Raw genomic sequence first — 17,579 nt, 5'->3', positions numbered from 1 at the left:
TAGTTTAAGTCGTTCGCTTCGCTCACTGGGACGCGCATAAAGCCGCGCGCCCCATAACTAAAATGTTAGACCAAAGACTATGAGCATGACCTACCGTTTTATTGAAGATCCAGCAATTATTAGTGCAGTGCGCCAATGGTTCCAGGATCTGCCTAGCCCGCCGGAAGAAACCGAAACAGAAAGAGCGATTGTCCTTTACTTCCGCGCACTCGGTCCTCTTACATACACCGCGTCTGGCGAGATAAATACTAAGCTCTCGCCCGTTGCAACGCTTTATCTCCCTCGCCTAGTACGAGGAACGCTTTGGTCTGTTGGCGAAGTTCACTTCCTTGCTGCCACGCTGAAGGAGCAATTTCCAGAGCTACACAAAATCAAGACAGCTTTTGCCAAATGGTTGCGTCAGTTCGAGATTGTGTTTTCGAATAAGCCTGCGGGACCAAGCGATTGGAATTATTATCTTGAAGGCTCTGTGAAAAACTACGACCCACCAATTTTCGGACTTCCCAGTGGCTATCAAGCAATTCAGAATGGTCAGTACTTCATATCCGATGGCGAGAGCGATTCAGTAATTGATAAAGTGTGTGCGTCTCTTAGACTTCGCGGGTTTAATTTTGAAAAATCGGTCTAACAAATAGTTTAAGTCGTTCGCTTCGCTCACTGGGACGCGCATAAAGCCGCGCGCCCCATAACTAAAATGTTGGGCATCATGATTACACCCATCTCACTTATCACAGCACGTAATTGCGGAGAGCTTCGTTACGCTGTTGTCTATGAAACTACAGGCGCCATTTCTCGTCTGTTGGAAAAATTCGGACTCACCACTGATGAGTCGCTACTAATTGAATATGATAGAGATACAGCCCTAGAAATATTAAGTTCTCTTTTATGGAAAGACATGGCTTATGGGCATGAATGCATGCCTAGACATGAAGCTGTTTTGCTGGCAGAAGAGATTTTATCCGAATATGAGCAGACTGATTGTAGATACTTTTCAAACGGTAATTTCGCACAAGGTGAAAGCTGGAACCCACTTACAGAATCAACTTTCGACTCGGGACTGATAATAATCAATCCATCAGGCAACATTCATCTATGCATATGGTTTCAAGATGAAGACTGATGCCCAACAAAAGTTTCAACACCGGACTGGCTATAAGCATCCGCTATTTATTCAATACCGGTTGCAGCCAGCCGGTTAAACAAATCGTTATGGCACAGAAGGAACATTCATGGGAGTCATTGAGTTATGTCTAGATACCGATGGAATAGATCCCATTGAGTTTAGGCCTTACATGGTAGAGAGCGCGTATGACTATTACATGATTTGTACAACCTCGCCCCATCAAAGAATGGGGATACAAACAGTAATGTGTGCTCTATCCATCGAAATTCTATTAAAAAGTTTCCATGTGACAGTATCTGGCAATCATGGGAAGTTAAATGAAACTTATAAATTTGACAAAGCCGATGTCCTTCCAAAGAGGGCCGACGGACACGATCTGATAGAGCTCTATAATGTATTACCAGAAAAAATCAAAGCATTTTTGTTCGACTCGGACGATGTTGAAATTCTAAAGTCCCATAGAGATCTATTTACTAGAAGCAGATATGCTTATGAATCAAGCGCGAAGAAATTACACTATAGCGACATTATAAAGCTAGCGGCTCATTTAATATGCAAAATCACTTATCTTTATAGAGTTCAGGGCTGTACAGATCCTTTTATTAGTTCATTCGATATTGAAGGTCTGTATTTCAGTCACGTGCAGCCTGTTTTCGTGTGTTCAGTGCCATAACAAATAGTTTAAGTCGCTCGCTTCGCTCACTGGGACGCGCATAAAGCCGCGCGCCCCATAACTAAAATGTTGTATGTAATCGGTTATCTGATTATTTGGCGGCGTGCGCTGACGAAAATAGTAGGCTGCCATGTTGCGGTGAGTATTAGAACATGGTGGTAATGGGCGCTGGTTAATATCTTCCGCTCCGCGCTCCGGCCAACCTGCCTGCAGTTTAAATTCCAGGGGTACGGTCACCACCGTGGTTATTTCTGGCGTGTTGTTTTCAGCCGAGCAGTAACCAGCAATAACCGTGGGCCATAGTAGCGGTGGTTTTATCCAGCTCCGTGCGGCACACAACAAATAGTTCAAGTCGTTCGCTTCGCTCACTGGGACGCGCATAAATCCGCGCGCCCCATAACTAAAATGTTAAATGCCTATGAAAAGTATCGAGTACGTTCAAAAAGAAGTAGCACGGATTGGAAAGCAGCTTTGTGGTGACAGCAAGCCTTCTTATTTATTTGCTGTCGCCAGTTCACCTACGCATTCTGGCGCACCACATGTCGAAATAATTGGAGATGAGTACCATTTTGTAGTTACAGAAAGAGGATCAGAATATGAGCGTCTGAAAACTAAGAATCTCGATGACATCATTTACTGGTTCGTCGAAGGTGATGTTGGAGACCTTGCTAGAACTTGGGAGCTTAAAAACAGATTAGAAGGCCAAGATTCTAGGCGCCTATGGTTCAAAAAAGAAGTCGAGCTCTTGAAATCTGTTAACCATGAATGGGCATCTCGCAAAGAAGCAGAGCTAATGCAGGTGTTAAGTGAGCACCCGTTTAATGACAGCATTTAACAAGTCAATCAACTTCGCGCCTTCGGCGCCGGACGCAGCAAAGCTGCGCCGGTTATTGAAGCGTTATGAACACTCACAAACAGATTGTTTTCCCAAATTGAGTTCGCGAACAGTCATGGACAAATACAAAAGCTCACCATTTCCGTCATCTTACAATGCTGGCCGCTTTCTACTTGCGATGTCAATTTACCCGACTGCAATTCAGGTTTGCATTCTTGGGTCAGAATATATTTACACATCCTTGCTTCTTGTAATACTGTTGTTATCTATTAGAAGTGACTATTTCAATTTCCTTTGGAAAGAAACAAAGTGGTTTCATGATTTTATTTTAATAATATACGCCGGCCAGATTCCGTACTTTATAAATGCATTGATTTTTGATGCCAGTATTTTATTATTTATCGAGTCTTTGGCTTCATTTGTCATTTTCTATTATTTTAGAGGATTGCTCGAGGAAGTCATCGAGAAATATGAAATTCCTGATTAATATCATTTAAAAAACACACAAGCAGTTGCAAGCTTTCATATTCCACAAACCTTTATCATAACAAATAGTTCAAGTCGTTCGCTTCGCTCACTGGGACGCGCATAAAGCCGCGCGCCCCATAACTAAAATGTTGTGCCTATGAAAGCTGAACCAATAGATCCAATTTTTGAAGCTCACGATGTATATGAGCTCACATATACCCGCACAGGTCTCCGTGCTGTCATCACCGGATTTGAGGTTGGGACGAATAAACCGTCTTTTTTTGAGGTTTTTTTTCCAGAAGTCAGGGGCTTCCGATGTCTCGATGAGGGAGACCTTATTAGGTATTGGGAGTCAAACCAATTCCGAACAGGTCACTGCATATACAAAATAGTCGAAGATGGCTGGTTGCAAAACGAAGTTAGTGGCGTTCTTTCCGTGTCAAGTTCTGTAGGTGCATATTATGAGTTCGTAATCCCTACAAATGACTATTGTCTTTGCATCTTGGCAAGCCAAGAACCGATTGTGCGAGTCTATGACGATCCTTACCCTTTATCTAAGCGACTGACATAGATAGCCTCAGTTCTGGCACAACAAAAATTTCAATCGGACTGGCCTTAAGCTGCCGGTTTATCATTCGCAGGTTGGCACAGGCCAGCCGGTTAAATAGACGTTATGACCAGTTCCGATTACATAGCAAACTACATTTTTATCACCGATATAGCATGAGAAATTTGCTTAATAACAACGAACGTTCATTCCATTGGCTAAATAAATTATAGCTGTGTAATAAAAGATTACCGGAGCAAAAACAGGTGGAATTATTGTATAAGGCTTTTATCTCGCTGTTATGCTTGTTATCTTTCGTTTTTTGTGACGAGGTTTATGCGGCAGACATTTTAGATCCATGCGGGTTAGCTGTAGTTAGAGAAGGCAACTATAAACAATCAGAGGTGGAGCAAATATTTAACGCCTCTCGAAACCTAAATGAAATAACTGCAAGGGGTTTCTATTACTCTGAGAAAACCAACGTTTTTGGAATGGTTGATGTGTTAAATGCAACAATCGGGAGGCGGAAAATCAAAGAGCTGAAGGTTCCACTTTCAGTGCACTCCACGCCAGGAATGCCGGCCGTTCATGTTTTCAAACCAAGATCATACATCTATGAAACCGCACAAGAAATAATAGAGTGTAATTATTTAACCTCAACTTATTCGTGGCATGAATATTTGGGGCGCTTTGACCATGTCACTGGCAAGTTTGATATAAGCAATTTAATTTTTCTTCCCTTCACAATGGTCCGTGACTTTAATAATGCTGATGAAGTTAGATTTATAAAAAACAAAACAGGTAGTGTCATTTTGATTGTCATTCATAGTAGCAGGCATTTGACTAAAGCCTATGTATTCGAACGTGGCGGGGCTAACAGAACTGCAGTGGAGGCTGCACTGGCTTTCAAAAGCGACTTGGAATATAACTCCTGGCTGGATAGGTTAAAGTTGTTCCAAGAAGATGATAAATCATAACAAATAGTTTAAGTCGTTCGCTTCGCTCACTGGGACGCGCATAAAGCCGCGCGCCCCATAACTAAAATGTTAGCTGCTCAGGGGGTATCTTGACGATTTCCATCTACTACACTGCAAAACGTAAAGCACCTCTCACTTTAAGCGAGGTAACCTCCGTCAATTCGGTAGCTAGCCGTCACTCCGTTGACGAACAGATTGAACAACTACTTGCTACTGGCGCCGGTATGAATTGGGAGTCTTTTGATTTTACTGTTAATTCCAAGCCAAGTGGCTTTTTCAAGAAGGGTATTGTCTTTTCTGGCTCTACTAAACTACCCGATAATCTAGAGGATGCCACTTGGGTTGGAGTGCAGCATTGGTGTAAATGCCTATCAGAAATTCGCGTTGCAATTCCTGGGTGTGACTGGCATGTGGCCGTTGAGGATCATGAGCTGAAATGGGATGAAGTAGCCAAGATGTTTGATCCATCCAAGTAACGCAGCTAACTAGTGGTTCAAATCGTTCGCTTCGCTCTCTGGGACGGGCTAAAGCCCGCCCCTTAACCAAACGTTAGGCAAAAATAATATGGATTTGTGGACGCGATATCTTCTTGAGTCACACCCAGAAGAAACTCTTCGGTCATGGGCCAAGAGGCTTAGCTTATTTCGATTTTTCCGCGCATATGGTGGCCATACAAACGATGGAGACTCATTAGATGTTGCATATCGGTACGCCTCGCTACAGGAACTTGAAAACTTTCTGAACTTGCTCGGCATAAATTTAACTAAGTACACAGAGCGGCCTCCTCAGCCTCAATCCGGTGTTTCTTACAGCGGAGGTGATTTTAACAAATTCCCGTCACTAATCGCCGACACCGAATGGGTTCAACAACCTGGACATAGCGACATCTCTGACCAAAACGTGTTTATTTGGTGCGCGGGAGGCGTAGTAAAGATATCCATCGGAGAAAACTACCAAGTAACGGAAGCAGATGTTGCTTCTGCTGAGATCATTGAGAAATTGCTACTTGGCTCAAATCTAGAGCGGGTTGACCCACCAATTGATACAAAGCACTACATTTGCCCTAAATATCATCCTGCATATTTTGCCTAACAAAAAGTTTAAGTCGTTCGCTTCGCTCACTGGGACACGCATAAAGCCGCGCGCCCCATAACTAAAATGTTAGGCAGCAAAGAAGACCAGATGGAACGAAACCTTAAGGAAACGCTTGATGGGTGGGAGATATCACTGAATAGAAATATTCATATGTATACCCACGCTTTATCGGTAAAAAATGGGGTGTATAAGCTAAACATCGACTGTGAGGATTTGCCTACCGATGTGAAAACCATTGGTATATGGCTGTATAACCTAGATGTTCCAGACGCCTTAAAAACTGAACTTAAAGATCTTTTACTTAAGTGGACAATGCAATTCGAGGTTACTTTCAAAATATATATCTCGAGGGATGAATTTATTACCAATGCCCGCCAATAAATAAAAAATCAGGGATTTTCATGGATGCCATCGCATATAACAGACAGCTGGATTCTAAACTTGCCGCAAGTGGTAAAGTGAACCAAGAGTTATTTTTCAAATTTACTGACGCTCATAGTTACGATGCAGCAAGTTCTGTTGGCTGGCTTGAAGCCAAGTTGCGAGTGCTTCAATCTCGGATTTCTCGTGGAGAGGCTCTATCTCTCTATGAACCAGAAACTAAATCGCAGCGCATAGTAGCTACAATAGCTGAATTCGAAAGTTGGGTATCCATCAACTTCCCTAGCGCCGAAGTTTAAACCCCGACTTATATCTCTAACCTTTAGGTCAATCGGTGCGGCTGCAGATGTGGCTATGCCTAACAAATAGTTCAAGTCGTTCGCTTCGCTCACTGGGACGCGCATAAAGCCTCGCGCCCCATAACTAAAATGTTGTCCCATGTGTAAGTGATTGCGTGAATAGTTATAAACCATAAATTATTTTTCATTATAAGTAGAAGCCAGAGATAAAAATGGCAAACACTGAGAATTTCGATGCTAGTTTAACTGTATCTTTGCAAAAAACAAACATCATAAACAGTAACACACATAAAGCAGAATTTTTAAAATTCCATTCCGAGCATAAACATCTGGGAGTTAAAATGTGATTCGTACAGTTTCATTTTTGTTGTTTACTATTTTATGTTTTGAGTGCAGCGCACATGATGTTAAAAATGTCGATTTAGTTTTGATAGGAGAAAAACAGTCTTGTGGTGATTTTTTTGATTACAAACATGACTATGAAAATGCAAGCAACACGCTCAAGAAGTTAACAAATAATGAAAAATTATGGTCATTCTTGTTTAATGAAAAAAGACTTATGTTTTGTGATAAAGAGGCTAGAATTGCCTTTGAGAATGGCGTTACGGTTATGCCGTCCAATAAAAAGCAGCCGTTTGATTTTTTATTAGATAATGCGCTTAATCTATATGAAGCTGACAAGAGCAAAGAATGTGAAAAAAACAATGATTGCACATTGGCTAATTCATATATTGAAAATGCAGCCCTCGGAACGACTCTAAAGAAATGTCCACATAGAGATCTCGATTGTTTAGAGACCAATCTTATTCTGCGTGGCAACTCTAAACGACGAGCAGTCGATCTTGCCAAGCTCATTTCATCCTGGGTGGAAAATCCAAATACTGTAGTTTTGGCCAGCTTGGGTACAGATCATTTTCTTGCTATGCATCCGGAGACGGTGAATTTTTTCGACAATCAAATAAAAATTAATGACATAAAAAATGGTTTATTTTTGCAGCGAGATAAAGCAATATGGACTATGGTGCCATCATGGAAAATCACACTAATATTCAAAAATCTTGATAGAGCGGCTGCAAACATGAAGCTTGCTTTCGATTACTCCAAAAAAAACAAAACAAGGATATATATATCTGACTACAAGGGAATGCATAATGTCATTAATTATTCAAGCAGGGCAGTTCGGTCCAGCTTGATTAATAGTGTTGTCTCGTGGGGAGATAGTAATAATTTCAAATTAAACGTATGGGCATCATCAGTATGCAAGCCCAAAGAACGAGATAAAGTGAGAAGTTATGTGCCCTGGTTACTTGCAAAACGTGAACTACTTAGCAAGAGCGAAAAGTTGTCTTTTGATTTATATCTTCTAGGTACACTTTCTGGGTGCTACAACAAAAGCGATTTAAGACCGGAGCATGCTCATTTGTATCTTAGTCGAATTGTTCTCGAAGACCTCTCAGAAAAAATAACTTTAGAACAAATTAAGCGTGACAAAGAAATAGTACGCAAGCTAGCGGAAATTATCCCAACACATATTCACACTCTATATCAATTTTCTTCTGACAATGAGGGTTGTTACTCAAAGATGTTGAGTGACATCCATTATTTGAACCTTCAAGGCAGTAAAATTTCTCACTTAATTAAAGTTGAATACGACAAAGTATTTGGCGCAACTAACAGGATTTCTGGAGTTTGCAAAGCAACTTTGAAATACTTATAAAGAACACAACTAAGAGTCTTAAATTTTTTGCATGATGCTGACACTTTGTTTTTCTAGGCTAGCAATATATTCAAGCCAATTTATGTTATTACTGAAACAGTAAGCACTTATATGTTTATCGCAACGGCACAACAAATAGTTTAAGTCGTTCGCTTCGCTCACTGGGACGCGCATAAAGCCGCGCGCCCCATAACTAAAATGTTAGGCGCTCACTAATGACCACGTTCGAATCCGAGGACTATTTACTAAAAACCATTGCACAGCACGATGCACTGGTTCGTCAATGCGTTGCTGGCGAACTGTCCTTCTCTGAGTTTTGCGAGAAGTACAACGACTTCTATGCTTATTGGGCCCTTGATGGGCATGAGTGCGACGAAGAAGAGCGTATTCTTCTGGATAAGCACAACCGTCTCATAGAGCCTCATCGCGTAATCGCATACGAAATACTCGGGAAGTTGTGCTCAGATGAAGACGCGAAACTCGATTCGTATATAAAAGCAGGGCGCTTTGGCTCAGTAGAAGCCATGAAAAGGCTAGCTAATGTCCGCATCGGCGCCTAACCAATAGTTTAAGTCGTTCGCTTCGCTCACTGGGACGCGCATAAAGCCGCGCGCCCCATAACTAAAATGTTAGCTGTCGTGAGGTTTTCTTGTTACCCGCATTAGTTCTTATTTTGTTGCTTCTCGCGTTCTATGCTCTTTTTATAAGCATAAATGGCTTTGTGAAGCATTGGAAAGATGAGACGCCTATCCATTGGAATCAATGGAATGAGCCAAACCCGATTGACATTTATAGTGGAATGTTTGGGGTTTATAAATCCATTATTTTTGGAAAAGCTTGCGAAGATGCCGGTTCTAAATTGTTATTAAAGAAACGCAATGATATCAGATTTATATTAATCATCATTGCTTTGCTGATCATCGCTGGGGGTTCACTTCATTTATTCGATGTTCAAGCCAAACCACGTTGGATTGTTTGGTGTATCAACCATGGGCCCTGTAATAAAATTTGAATGCGGATACAATGCCGACAATAAACTGATAGGCACAAGCATAAATAAGAGGTATCCATGGCAGAGTTTGACGATGTATTTTATACCTTGGTTGGTCTTTGCATGACATTCGGAGGATTCTTCCTTTTTCACTTCTATATGAAATGGGCGAAACAACAATCCGAAACATCTTCCGCTGACAATGCGCTTATTCGTGGCACGACTTTGGTTTTAATTGCAGGCTTTGGAATAACACTTCAAGGTATAACAATTATTTATTCTTTTGGCCTGCCACTACTAAAAACAGTTTTTAGATGGATATAAAACCCATGCTACCTTTTAACTAAATTACAGCTAACAAATAGTTTAAGTCGTTCGTGGACTTGCCCCGCTTTAGTGGACACGCATCACTAACCGAAATTGAGGTCAATGATGCCTGCTTACATCACTGGGAAACGGACTCACAAATACACTATCGAGTTCAAGGTTAAGGCCGTGCGGTGGAGCCATGATCCGGCTCGCTCCGTGAAAGAAGTCGCGCAAGCTCTGGACATTCACCCCTTCATGTTGTCTCGTTGGCGCAAAGAATATCGTGAAGGAAAATTTGGTATGCCTACCGCCAAGAAAGAGCCGAAACCTGAAGGCAAGTCAGCGTGGGCTTCCTTGTCGATGGCGCGCTATTAGCGAGCGGCCATTTAGAGGCAATGAGATATTCAATGCGTAATGGTCTGATGGCTACCCTCTTCGCGAGCGTCATTGTGATGCTGCTGCTTGTGCAAAGGCATAGCGGATTCATGCTCGCTGTTGTTTTGCTGTTTCTGATCCCATGGAGGGCATACTCCGGTTATCGATGCCTGCGCTTTCCTGGTGAAAGAAAGTTGAGAATTACGAAAGCCATTGTCTGGCTCGTCGCAGTAGTGGTCATTTTCTCCGTCCACCTTGTCATGTATCGGTCTGCGCAACGCTATTCCCTGGGTGTTTCCGAAAAAATCGAGGCTTATATTTCCCGGCATGGTCAATGTCCGGCCGAATTGGAAGATGTCGGCATTTCCACGCCTGCGTTCAAGGCGCAGCTTGGATTGGGCAGTTACGTCTGCCAAGAACAACGGCCGTTTCTTTTTTATGCCAGCACCTATGTACCGTTTGAAACAGAATATTACGATTTCACCCATCATGAATGGCGGCATGCCGATGATTGAGGCCGCCCTATTGCGCCGGGTACCGCCCTTTGCGCCGAGAGTTCCGCCCAAGTTGGCACCGAGGGTTGCCTTCCGCTTGTGGATCCCCGCCCGCGCACATCAAACGTTAATGGCACGGATCCACGCGATGCACGCGCGGTTAGCTGGCGCCGTGGGGGGCACAATAATTCACGCCGGCAGCATGACGCTGCAGGCCCGCTTCTCAACAGCGGTCGTCCTGTGTCCGAGCTGATGGTGAACCCAGCGCATATCGTTACTAAACGGTGATAACTCGGCGCCCTGTCCGGATTTCAGGCAGGCGCGCAGAAGCGGCACCCGCGACGCAGCAGAACATGCAGGTCCATATGAAGCATCTCTTAAAACCCATAGCCAGCCTGCTAGCTGTGCTCATGCTGCTGCCCGTCGTGGCATTCATCGTTTATGACGCGTTGGTTTTCTGGCCCCACCGGGATGATATGCAGGCCATGCTTGAAAAGGCAGACCCGCAGGATCGGATGCCACCGCCAATGATTCGTCGCTATATCTTCGCGCAGTTCCAGGAGGGTGCCTCCCCTGCTGCAGTGGTCGCCTGGCAGTTGCACCGTCGATATTTGCCGCGTCGCGGCACGCTCAATTCGCTTGTGCGGAGCATGCTTTGGGAACAACTGGTGCGGCTACACCTCAGCCAGGAGGAGATCCTCGGGCTCTACTCAACACTGATAAGGAACAGGCAAGGCCAGGGTCTCAACGCCATGTCTCGACACCTGTTCGCCAAGCCCCTCAACGAACTATCGGATCAAGAGGCCGCAACCGTGATTGCCTACCTTTGGGCGCCCAGCATCTTTGAGCGCAACCCTGAGCGGCTGAAGGTACGCAGGGATAAACTGCTGTCCAGGGCACAGGATGGCTCGACAAAATAGTACAACGGCGCGCCGCATCTTCCGGCCGCGCCCCAACCACCGATGCCCGGCAACACGGCACCAGGCACACCGCATTGACTGACACCAGTAGCCCTCGAATGGGAACATGGTCACACGAGCCATTTGGCAACAATGATGCCAGCGGTCGGGTGTCAGCCATGCCGGTACGGGCATGCCCCAGTCTGATGATCGGGATCGGGCCCTACTTCAGCTCACGACACCTGCTGCAGGCGTTACCCACCGGCACGGCTGCACGCATGAGCAGATCGGCTGCGAGCTGTGTTCAAGCGCGAGCGAGGATCAGGCCGCTACGCAACGTTGTTTATCGCGGCCCTCGCCTGCGCGGCAGGGGTTAATGCACGCTGTGCAAGGAAAGCCCATGCATCTGGATGCTAACGGACGTGAACTGTTCGCAGGAAACCGGGTGACCATGCTCCAGCCGGATGAGACCTGGTTTAGCTATCTGACTGCGGACGCCTATGCCATTTTGCAGGCGGCATGCAAGGCGCCACTTACGCTGGCCTATCTTGACGATGATGCGCGCATAGCCCTTGAACTGCCGCCGACCCTGGAGTCAGACGGTGACTACGTCACGCACAGCCGCACAGTAAATGCCAGTGCGGTACTGCTGGTGGCAGCGTAGCGCTAACCCTATGAGCAAGGTACGCATAGCGATGCGTGGCCAGCACCAATATATCCGGCAATATATCAAGCAATATATCGGGTAATATTTCAGGTAATATTTCAGGCAATAAGGAGCCGTCATGCTGCCCAGCAGAAACCAGCACATCGAAGAGGAAGCCAACCCGGATGATCAGGAGCGAACCCGACCTATATTCTTAACTCTGGTTTTAATTTGCGCCACCATCAATACCTGCGTGCAATTCTGGCACGACCTTTTTGTATTACCTGACTTATATTGGCTGCCATTTTACCTGTCGATGCTTATTTTAATTCCTTACATTGCCAACATCTACGCCATATTCCAGGTGTGGACTTGGCGAAAAAGAGGAATATACCTCTATTATGCGTTGCTTTTGATTAACTGGTGCCTGTCGGTATATGTGATTCATAATATGAAAGCCATGTTACTGGCCATCATACCGGCCATTATATTCACGCTCAGCATTCTGCCGTGTTATGACGAGTTTGAATGACATGCACCCACAGCGGCTGCCATTTTTGCACGCGCGCTGAAGCCGTCAGCCGATTTATTATTTGCCAATTGTAGAGACCCGCATGCGCCTGTACCTGTTTATTCCCATGCTGCTGTTACTCTCACCACCGCTCTTCGCCGCCGCATGTGACAGCAAAACAGAAAATGCCATGCGTGAGCTTGAAGCGTGGCTGAAAAAAGACCCGCGGGCCATGGCGCGCCAGGCCATCCAGGATAATCATGTCCTGCTATTGGCCCTGGCAGGCTACAGCATCACCACCCCGGGCATTGACCGCACCCGCTGTAACATTGCCTCATTGCCGCTCTATATCATGCCCGGGACATCCGATGTTATGTGCAACAGCGAGCACCACCCAGATACGCCGAACCCTGCTGTTCGACGACTGGAACCACTATTCAGGCCAACCCATAGCTCACCAGACTGGTTAACTGCACATCACCCGGATTGCGAACCATGATGCCGACACCCCTGCGCAGATTGTTAATTTATTCGTTGCTAACGCAAATGCTGCTGCTCGCCAGCTTCACGGTTTTGCTATGGCAAGCCGAACAGGCGATGGATAAGACAGGGATTGGCAACGTGGAACAGTGGGAGTATCTCAACCAGTTGGCAGGCATTAGCCTGTATGGCCTGGCCCTGTTTTGGCTTGCAACTTTCGTCTATACCGCATGGCGTGGCGATCTGAGGACAAGACAGGCGCAATTAACCCTGGGGTTACCTCCGCTGGCGTTAATCATCAGCTGATGTGCGTTATTTTTTATTTGAACGGGCATAGCGCACTGTTCGACAACGCCCATACCCCGGGACGACTGTTCCATACACCACGTCAGGATGCGATCACTATGGCCCCTGTCTCATCAACGCAACCTTGGGCGCTGAGCTCTTCGAGCTGCCGGCTGGCCAGGGCTGTCGTGCTCGCACTTTGCATTATTGCCGTTACGCTGTGCGCCTATCTGGTCAGGCAAAACCAGGCGCTGCCAGGCAGCATCTGGCCTGCGCTGGTTGGCCTCATCCTGTTCACCGCCACTATGACAAGGCTCCATTACATCACGCTGACCGAGCGCGTTATTGTCTGGCGACTATGCAAAGCGCTTGGCATCGCGCTGCTTGAAGCCGTCGTATTTGTAGGTCTGCTGTTTTTTATCCTATTGAACACGCTTGGCGCATGAAGTATTGCCGAACTGTCAGCGCAGCTGATACCGCCACACATCATGCCCCGATGCCGAACACCTTTTTATGTCCGTTCGCCGCCGCCAGCGCAATACGATGCCATATCCGCGTTATTCACCCGGCCCATAGCCGTACGGCGTTTCACTGCACCGGCCTGTCGGAACCGTTCATCGGGCAGGTTATTCAAATAGCCGATCCTAATAGCGCGCCATCGACAAGCAAGCACACGCTGACACGCCGTCAACCCATCCATGGGGCGCCACCGCCATCCCTGGCGCAGAGGGCAGCTTAGCGCTACCCGGGTCAATGTCGTGAGTGAGCGACTATTCGGAACTGCTATTTAACACCAGATGAGTAACATGAAAAAAATCACCCTTGTATTTCTTGTCATGATTGGTATCAGCACGCTTCTGGCTGGCGCATGGCGGTTTGTCATTCACCTAGCAGATAAGAACGGTTTCTGGTTCTCATATTACTGCGCCGACATACCGGTAACCATTGCCGAAACAGATAACAACAAGGATGGATATGTGCAACGGGAAGAGGCGGCCGCAAAATGTAGCTCGCTGTGGACGCTGCGGCGTGAAATCAAGGGAACAGCATGTATCGAATATATGGGCCCCAAGGATGGGATCCCGGTCATCACCGCCTGCCGCGTTGATCCAGACCGCGGCTTGCATTAACGCGGCAGGCCTGTTGCAGAACAAACTCAGTCGAATAAGACCTGACGTGCACGACGGCGTATCGGCGCCTGAAAGGCTCACAGAGAAATCATCCAATAATGGTTCACACCCTATGAAAACCGCTCTGCATTCTATTGCCGTCATGTGCCTCTTTTTATTTTTTATCTGTCCTGACACCCTGCATGCCGCACCGTCAATCCGCAGGCAAATCGATTTGGCCCTGATGGGGAATCAGCCACTTGAATCCGTAAGAGCGGTGTCGCAATTCCCGAGATCTCAATTAATACAGGAAGGCATCGAAGTTGAGGCAAACCTCGCAGCCGGCTATGACGAAGTGATTCACATACGTTTTGATCCCGCATTGCATTTTCACGGCGCCAGTACTCAAGAAGTCATCCTCAGCTTTGACAACCCATATAAAAACTTTCATGCGCTGGTTTATGGGGTCTTTGCCGGCGACCTTGACTCATTTGTGCAGCACTTAGCATTAAAACCTGGCACACCGGCCAACACCCATGCCATAGGGAAATATAATCGACCGCTGAGTGCCAGCACCGGCTGTCCCATTACCCTGGGTGCCTCACCCATTGATAGTACACACTTTGTATTTGGTACCGGCTGGTGCAATGGCGACCAGTGAGATATCACACCATAGTGCGGTTATTTGCGCCGCAGTGGGGCGCCACCCTACCGTCATTTCATGATCACTTCAGGAAAAAATATGGATAACTCGAAATTCTTTATTTGGATCAACCGAATTAATTCAATCGCGATCTTGTTGCTGCTGCTTTGCGGGCTGGGATTCTCGGTGATCGCCATATTAGATGGTATATTTGCGCATGAAAAAAAACAGACCCTCAGTTTTGATAACCAGCAGGATTCATCGCATCAGGAACCCGCGCTCGATTTGCGATTGGGGCAATCGTATGATGTTTGCGGCACGGATATAAGTTATATCGAGTTGCAGACGCAGCCGCGCTCGGCCGGATTTTCTTCCGGCTATCACTCCGACACCAAAAACATCTTATTTTCGCAGCTAACTACCATGGAAAACTGGTGGCTATTCGGCGCCAACCAGCAAACCATTGCACGGATCACGCAACTAAGTGCATCGCTTGGTGCCAGTTCAATTTGTGACTCTGGAGACACGATCGCCATCATGTATGAAATAACCGCACCAGATAGCGACCAACGAACGCTTGCGCTGTCGTCGCCCGACGGCCGCCATTACCAGGTCATATCAAAAGATATCGATCAACTCATCGAGTCAAAGGTGAGTCGTGACGGCAAGTTTTTAATCACGATTGAACAGGTCGGAGATAGTGCTTTTTTCCGAAAATACGCCATCAGTCAACAAGAGAAAATAACCGAGACCGTCATATCGCATCCCTGATGAGCGACCTCACCAGGGGGATAGTGCGTCTTGTCCTGCTGGCACAGTATTCGCTGTGCCCTATCTGACTCTATTCATGGATATTGATATATGCATCTAGGCAGCCGGGTCCGGTTGATCTCGTTTAATGGCACCCTCGCTGCCACCGAGGCGTGTGATCCCAAAGAAAACTATTGGTTATTAATTGGTGAGCACGGTGTCGTTGTCGCGGAAATCAACCCGCGCAACCGGCTGCTGATCCAATTTGACACCTCCATCGCGCAATTGGGCCTGCATTGCCATAACCGGATCCAGAACAGCTTATATATCCAGCCAACCGATCTGGTGCTCCTCGGTGCGTGAAGCATGGCCCCGAATAGACACGCAACAGGCTTAGCCGGCAGCGACTGCCAGCGAACCAGCAGCAACTGCCAGCAAACCAGCAGCAACTGCCAGCAAACCAGCAGCGACTGTCACCACAATAGTCCCGTTGCGGAAATGCCGCTGGAATGGCCATGCCGTGATATGCACCCGGGGTGATGGAGGCAAAAACCCGTACCTCCTGAGCGCGCCACAAGGCAACACCGGATGTGCCCGGATACATCACCACCAGCAACACCTGGCGGGGCAACACGCTGCCCTGTTCAAGCTGCAACCTTGACTCAACACGGACACACAACACATGACCATGACACGCGACGCCCTGGCCATCGGCAATGCCCTGACACTGGCCTATTTGCTGGCGCTGCTCGGCTATGGCGTACAGAACGGATTGATGGCGCCGCTCAACGACGGCCTGCTGCCGGAGGCCTGGTGGGTGGGAGCCGGACTCTATGCCATCGCACTGGCGCTAGCGAGCGGCACGGCGCTGCTGATCCTGTGGCGATATCACACTCGGCGCTGTCTATCCCAGCCACTCGCACTGGCGACACTGCTGGCCACGCTGCTAACAATTCTGATCGGCTCCTGGTTCCTGTTCGCCGCCTGAGCGCGCCGCCTGGCGGGCGATGATAACCGTGCGCCAGGCCGCGGTCATAACCCTGAGCAGCTCCTTCACTTCACTGACAGCCAATAAGGATTTTCACCATGTTTTCAACGGTCACCGCCCGTCGCCTGAGCGTAGGCACAGTCTATAAATTGTGGTTCGTCGGCCTCGGCGCCACCTTGCTGCCGCTGGGCTTGCTGCTGGGGATCTGCGCCCTGTCTGGCTACAACACTGTCACCTGGAACGGCCAACCCTTGCACGGTGTGGGTGCCCTGTTCGCCGGGCCGGCCATCGGGTTGGGCATGGCGCTGCTGTTTACCGCCCTGCTCGGCTCCTGCGCCGCCTTCGGCTTGTGGCTCTGCTCCTGGTTTCGACCGCTGAGCCTGAAAATCAAAAACCTGAATTGACCGGCCGGCTCCGTCGTTGCCGCTGCCATAGCCCCGTTACCCCGATAAGGAGATCAACATGAAAAAGCTCGTCGTCCTGCTCATCCTCGCTGTTGCCGGTTACAAGATTTACACCGGCTATTTTACGTTTCCGCTGCTGGGTGAATGGCAACCCGACAAAGAGGCTTTCATGCAACGCGCCTACGAACATGGCGTTACGGCCGCGCAGGAGCAGATACTGCTCGCCGCGCTGGATAAACTCAGACTCTCCATTACCGAGGAGAAGATTAAAATCCAGCTCTTTGAACGCAGTGGCGAATTTGACTATGAGGCCAAGAAGCGTGGCGCGGACTGTTACAGTCTGGACATTAAAGGTCTGGGGACAGCCGATGCCTGCATCAAGGAGGGCCAACTGGAGATGACCAATGTCGATAGCGGCGTGGTGGAAATCTTTAACAAAGTGACCTGATTTCACGCCCGGCCATGACGGATGACGTCCGCGCACCGGTATGCCGCAACCGCCACGCAAGCCGGCGTCGATCAGGTGGGCAAACGCATTCTCATCCGGCTCGCTACCTGCGCCGGAACCGTGATGGCACGG

General features: G+C 47.4%; 30 protein-coding genes. 29 read left to right on the top strand and 1 reads right to left on the bottom strand.

The genetic code is table 11. The annotated features are described in order from the left end of the window. Positions 1-85: 85 nt before the first annotated feature. The 3 genes from ACFOSS_RS03455 (at position 86) to ACFOSS_RS03445 (ending at position 1,796) form a co-directional block, all read left to right on the top strand. Positions 86-628 carry a hypothetical protein gene (locus ACFOSS_RS03455; protein ID WP_377150630.1) on the top strand — a complete coding sequence of 181 codons (543 nt, stop codon included), beginning with the start codon at positions 86-88 and terminating at the stop codon, positions 626-628. A 78-nt stretch (positions 629-706) separates the two neighbouring features. Next, positions 707-1,120: a hypothetical protein gene (locus ACFOSS_RS03450; RefSeq protein ID WP_377150629.1), complete on the top strand. Its 414-nt coding sequence runs from the start codon at positions 707-709 to the stop codon at positions 1,118-1,120. A gap of 109 nt (positions 1,121-1,229) precedes the next feature. Continuing rightward, positions 1,230-1,796 carry a hypothetical protein gene (locus tag ACFOSS_RS03445; RefSeq protein ID WP_377150628.1) on the top strand — a complete coding sequence of 189 codons (567 nt, stop codon included), beginning with the start codon at positions 1,230-1,232 and terminating at the stop codon, positions 1,794-1,796. Here ACFOSS_RS03445 and ACFOSS_RS03440 read toward each other — a convergent pair. Then, the gene (locus ACFOSS_RS03440) at positions 1,785-2,177 is read right to left on the bottom strand and encodes a hypothetical protein (protein WP_377150627.1); all 393 of its coding nucleotides are present in this window, start codon (positions 2,175-2,177) and stop codon (positions 1,785-1,787) included. The two genes, ACFOSS_RS03445 and ACFOSS_RS03440, sit on opposite strands and share 12 nt — an antisense overlap. A 37-nt stretch (positions 2,178-2,214) precedes the next feature. Between ACFOSS_RS03440 and ACFOSS_RS03435 the strand changes: the two genes are divergently transcribed. From ACFOSS_RS03435 to ACFOSS_RS03310, 26 genes are all read left to right on the top strand, one after another. After that, on the top strand, positions 2,215-2,631 hold the full coding sequence (locus ACFOSS_RS03435; protein ID WP_377150626.1) for an Imm63 family immunity protein: 417 nt from the start codon (positions 2,215-2,217) through the stop codon (positions 2,629-2,631). Then, on the top strand, positions 2,603-3,118 hold the full coding sequence (locus ACFOSS_RS03430; RefSeq protein ID WP_377150625.1) for a hypothetical protein: 516 nt from the start codon (positions 2,603-2,605) through the stop codon (positions 3,116-3,118). Before ACFOSS_RS03435 ends, ACFOSS_RS03430 begins: the two co-directional genes overlap by 29 nt. A gap of 794 nt (positions 3,119-3,912) precedes the next feature. Beyond that, entirely contained in the window at positions 3,913-4,623 is a 711-nt protein-coding gene (locus tag ACFOSS_RS03425) for a hypothetical protein (protein ID WP_377150624.1), read from the top strand. 89 nt (positions 4,624-4,712) lie between these two features. Beyond that, positions 4,713-5,099, top strand: a complete 387-nt coding sequence (locus tag ACFOSS_RS03420) for a hypothetical protein (protein WP_377150623.1) — start codon at positions 4,713-4,715, stop codon at positions 5,097-5,099. An 88-nt stretch (positions 5,100-5,187) separates the two neighbouring features. Next, positions 5,188-5,715 (top strand): hypothetical protein, encoded by a 528-nt coding sequence (locus tag ACFOSS_RS03415; RefSeq protein WP_377150622.1) that lies wholly within the window; start codon positions 5,188-5,190, stop codon positions 5,713-5,715. Positions 5,716-5,805: 90 nt separating this feature from the next. Continuing rightward, positions 5,806-6,099 carry a hypothetical protein gene (locus ACFOSS_RS03410; protein WP_377150621.1) on the top strand — a complete coding sequence of 98 codons (294 nt, stop codon included), beginning with the start codon at positions 5,806-5,808 and terminating at the stop codon, positions 6,097-6,099. Between the two features lie 20 nt (positions 6,100-6,119). Next, a complete protein-coding gene (locus tag ACFOSS_RS03405) occupies positions 6,120-6,398 on the top strand; it encodes a hypothetical protein (protein ID WP_377150620.1) in 279 nt (92 codons plus the stop codon). Between the two features lie 343 nt (positions 6,399-6,741). Then, positions 6,742-8,115 carry a hypothetical protein gene (locus ACFOSS_RS03400; RefSeq protein WP_377150619.1) on the top strand — a complete coding sequence of 458 codons (1,374 nt, stop codon included), beginning with the start codon at positions 6,742-6,744 and terminating at the stop codon, positions 8,113-8,115. 215 nt (positions 8,116-8,330) lie between these two features. Next, positions 8,331-8,675: a hypothetical protein gene (locus ACFOSS_RS03395; protein WP_377150618.1), complete on the top strand. Its 345-nt coding sequence runs from the start codon at positions 8,331-8,333 to the stop codon at positions 8,673-8,675. An 89-nt stretch (positions 8,676-8,764) separates the two neighbouring features. Further along, the gene (locus ACFOSS_RS03390; RefSeq protein ID WP_377150617.1) at positions 8,765-9,127 is read left to right on the top strand and encodes a hypothetical protein; all 363 of its coding nucleotides are present in this window, start codon (positions 8,765-8,767) and stop codon (positions 9,125-9,127) included. Between the two features lie 57 nt (positions 9,128-9,184). Then, positions 9,185-9,430, top strand: a complete 246-nt coding sequence (locus tag ACFOSS_RS03385) for a hypothetical protein (RefSeq protein ID WP_377150616.1) — start codon at positions 9,185-9,187, stop codon at positions 9,428-9,430. A gap of 108 nt (positions 9,431-9,538) precedes the next feature. After that, positions 9,539-9,790, top strand: a complete 252-nt coding sequence (locus ACFOSS_RS03380; protein WP_377150615.1) for a transposase — start codon at positions 9,539-9,541, stop codon at positions 9,788-9,790. Positions 9,791-9,822: 32 nt separating this feature from the next. Then, positions 9,823-10,305, top strand: coding sequence for a hypothetical protein (locus ACFOSS_RS03375; protein WP_377150614.1), 483 nt, complete (start codon positions 9,823-9,825; stop codon positions 10,303-10,305). A 344-nt stretch (positions 10,306-10,649) separates the two neighbouring features. Then, positions 10,650-11,204: a transglycosylase domain-containing protein gene (locus ACFOSS_RS03370; RefSeq protein ID WP_377150613.1), complete on the top strand. Its 555-nt coding sequence runs from the start codon at positions 10,650-10,652 to the stop codon at positions 11,202-11,204. 379 nt (positions 11,205-11,583) lie between these two features. Continuing rightward, the gene (locus ACFOSS_RS03365; protein ID WP_377150612.1) at positions 11,584-11,847 is read left to right on the top strand and encodes a hypothetical protein; all 264 of its coding nucleotides are present in this window, start codon (positions 11,584-11,586) and stop codon (positions 11,845-11,847) included. Between the two features lie 121 nt (positions 11,848-11,968). Continuing rightward, positions 11,969-12,361, top strand: coding sequence for a hypothetical protein (locus ACFOSS_RS03360; RefSeq protein WP_377150611.1), 393 nt, complete (start codon positions 11,969-11,971; stop codon positions 12,359-12,361). An 82-nt stretch (positions 12,362-12,443) separates the two neighbouring features. After that, positions 12,444-12,839, top strand: a complete 396-nt coding sequence (locus ACFOSS_RS03355) for a hypothetical protein (protein ID WP_377150610.1) — start codon at positions 12,444-12,446, stop codon at positions 12,837-12,839. Beyond that, positions 12,836-13,126, top strand: coding sequence for a hypothetical protein (locus ACFOSS_RS03350; RefSeq protein ID WP_377150609.1), 291 nt, complete (start codon positions 12,836-12,838; stop codon positions 13,124-13,126). Before ACFOSS_RS03355 ends, ACFOSS_RS03350 begins: the two co-directional genes overlap by 4 nt. A gap of 98 nt (positions 13,127-13,224) precedes the next feature. Beyond that, entirely contained in the window at positions 13,225-13,551 is a 327-nt protein-coding gene (locus ACFOSS_RS03345) for a hypothetical protein (protein WP_377150608.1), read from the top strand. Positions 13,552-13,911: 360 nt separating this feature from the next. Continuing rightward, on the top strand, positions 13,912-14,235 hold the full coding sequence (locus ACFOSS_RS03340; protein WP_377150607.1) for a hypothetical protein: 324 nt from the start codon (positions 13,912-13,914) through the stop codon (positions 14,233-14,235). Positions 14,236-14,347: 112 nt separating this feature from the next. Continuing rightward, positions 14,348-14,875: a hypothetical protein gene (locus tag ACFOSS_RS03335; RefSeq protein WP_377150606.1), complete on the top strand. Its 528-nt coding sequence runs from the start codon at positions 14,348-14,350 to the stop codon at positions 14,873-14,875. Positions 14,876-14,956: 81 nt separating this feature from the next. Next, entirely contained in the window at positions 14,957-15,628 is a 672-nt protein-coding gene (locus ACFOSS_RS03330; RefSeq protein ID WP_377150605.1) for a hypothetical protein, read from the top strand. Between the two features lie 90 nt (positions 15,629-15,718). After that, positions 15,719-15,970, top strand: a complete 252-nt coding sequence (locus ACFOSS_RS03325) for a hypothetical protein (RefSeq protein ID WP_377150604.1) — start codon at positions 15,719-15,721, stop codon at positions 15,968-15,970. A 319-nt stretch (positions 15,971-16,289) separates the two neighbouring features. Further along, entirely contained in the window at positions 16,290-16,595 is a 306-nt protein-coding gene (locus ACFOSS_RS03320; protein ID WP_377150603.1) for a hypothetical protein, read from the top strand. Between the two features lie 98 nt (positions 16,596-16,693). Further along, positions 16,694-16,999, top strand: coding sequence for a hypothetical protein (locus ACFOSS_RS03315; RefSeq protein WP_377150602.1), 306 nt, complete (start codon positions 16,694-16,696; stop codon positions 16,997-16,999). A gap of 58 nt (positions 17,000-17,057) precedes the next feature. Next, the gene (locus ACFOSS_RS03310) at positions 17,058-17,447 is read left to right on the top strand and encodes a hypothetical protein (protein ID WP_377150601.1); all 390 of its coding nucleotides are present in this window, start codon (positions 17,058-17,060) and stop codon (positions 17,445-17,447) included. Positions 17,448-17,579 lie beyond the last annotated feature (132 nt).

The organism is Pseudaeromonas sharmana (assembly GCF_042649925.1).
GTDB lineage: Bacteria > Pseudomonadota > Gammaproteobacteria > Enterobacterales > Aeromonadaceae > Pseudaeromonas > Pseudaeromonas sharmana.
The sequence above is the reverse complement of the archived record's forward strand: the minus strand, read 5'-3'. Positions and strand labels throughout refer to the sequence as shown.

Bases quoted from the DNA above. Each gene is read 5' to 3' on its own strand.
- ACFOSS_RS03455 (WP_377150630.1), top strand. From the start codon at position 86: ATGACCTACCGTTTTATTGAAGATCCAGCAATTATTAGTGCAGTGCGC.
- ACFOSS_RS03450 (WP_377150629.1), top strand. From the start codon at position 707: ATGATTACACCCATCTCACTTATCACAGCACGTAATTGCGGAGAGCTT.
- ACFOSS_RS03445 (WP_377150628.1), top strand. From the start codon at position 1,230: ATGGGAGTCATTGAGTTATGTCTAGATACCGATGGAATAGATCCCATT.
- ACFOSS_RS03440 (WP_377150627.1), bottom strand. From the start codon at position 2,177: ATGCGCGTCCCAGTGAGCGAAGCGAACGACTTGAACTATTTGTTGTGT.
- ACFOSS_RS03435 (WP_377150626.1), top strand. From the start codon at position 2,215: ATGAAAAGTATCGAGTACGTTCAAAAAGAAGTAGCACGGATTGGAAAG.
- ACFOSS_RS03415 (WP_377150622.1), top strand. From the start codon at position 5,188: ATGGATTTGTGGACGCGATATCTTCTTGAGTCACACCCAGAAGAAACT.
- ACFOSS_RS03410 (WP_377150621.1), top strand. From the start codon at position 5,806: ATGGAACGAAACCTTAAGGAAACGCTTGATGGGTGGGAGATATCACTG.
- ACFOSS_RS03405 (WP_377150620.1), top strand. From the start codon at position 6,120: ATGGATGCCATCGCATATAACAGACAGCTGGATTCTAAACTTGCCGCA.
- ACFOSS_RS03395 (WP_377150618.1), top strand. From the start codon at position 8,331: ATGACCACGTTCGAATCCGAGGACTATTTACTAAAAACCATTGCACAG.
- ACFOSS_RS03385 (WP_377150616.1), top strand. From the start codon at position 9,185: ATGGCAGAGTTTGACGATGTATTTTATACCTTGGTTGGTCTTTGCATG.
- ACFOSS_RS03380 (WP_377150615.1), top strand. From the start codon at position 9,539: ATGCCTGCTTACATCACTGGGAAACGGACTCACAAATACACTATCGAG.
- ACFOSS_RS03375 (WP_377150614.1), top strand. From the start codon at position 9,823: ATGCGTAATGGTCTGATGGCTACCCTCTTCGCGAGCGTCATTGTGATG.
- ACFOSS_RS03370 (WP_377150613.1), top strand. From the start codon at position 10,650: ATGAAGCATCTCTTAAAACCCATAGCCAGCCTGCTAGCTGTGCTCATG.
- ACFOSS_RS03365 (WP_377150612.1), top strand. From the start codon at position 11,584: ATGCATCTGGATGCTAACGGACGTGAACTGTTCGCAGGAAACCGGGTG.
- ACFOSS_RS03360 (WP_377150611.1), top strand. From the start codon at position 11,969: ATGCTGCCCAGCAGAAACCAGCACATCGAAGAGGAAGCCAACCCGGAT.
- ACFOSS_RS03355 (WP_377150610.1), top strand. From the start codon at position 12,444: ATGCGCCTGTACCTGTTTATTCCCATGCTGCTGTTACTCTCACCACCG.
- ACFOSS_RS03350 (WP_377150609.1), top strand. From the start codon at position 12,836: ATGATGCCGACACCCCTGCGCAGATTGTTAATTTATTCGTTGCTAACG.
- ACFOSS_RS03345 (WP_377150608.1), top strand. From the start codon at position 13,225: ATGGCCCCTGTCTCATCAACGCAACCTTGGGCGCTGAGCTCTTCGAGC.
- ACFOSS_RS03340 (WP_377150607.1), top strand. From the start codon at position 13,912: ATGAAAAAAATCACCCTTGTATTTCTTGTCATGATTGGTATCAGCACG.
- ACFOSS_RS03335 (WP_377150606.1), top strand. From the start codon at position 14,348: ATGAAAACCGCTCTGCATTCTATTGCCGTCATGTGCCTCTTTTTATTT.
- ACFOSS_RS03330 (WP_377150605.1), top strand. From the start codon at position 14,957: ATGGATAACTCGAAATTCTTTATTTGGATCAACCGAATTAATTCAATC.
- ACFOSS_RS03325 (WP_377150604.1), top strand. From the start codon at position 15,719: ATGCATCTAGGCAGCCGGGTCCGGTTGATCTCGTTTAATGGCACCCTC.
- ACFOSS_RS03320 (WP_377150603.1), top strand. From the start codon at position 16,290: ATGACCATGACACGCGACGCCCTGGCCATCGGCAATGCCCTGACACTG.
- ACFOSS_RS03315 (WP_377150602.1), top strand. From the start codon at position 16,694: ATGTTTTCAACGGTCACCGCCCGTCGCCTGAGCGTAGGCACAGTCTAT.
- ACFOSS_RS03310 (WP_377150601.1), top strand. From the start codon at position 17,058: ATGAAAAAGCTCGTCGTCCTGCTCATCCTCGCTGTTGCCGGTTACAAG.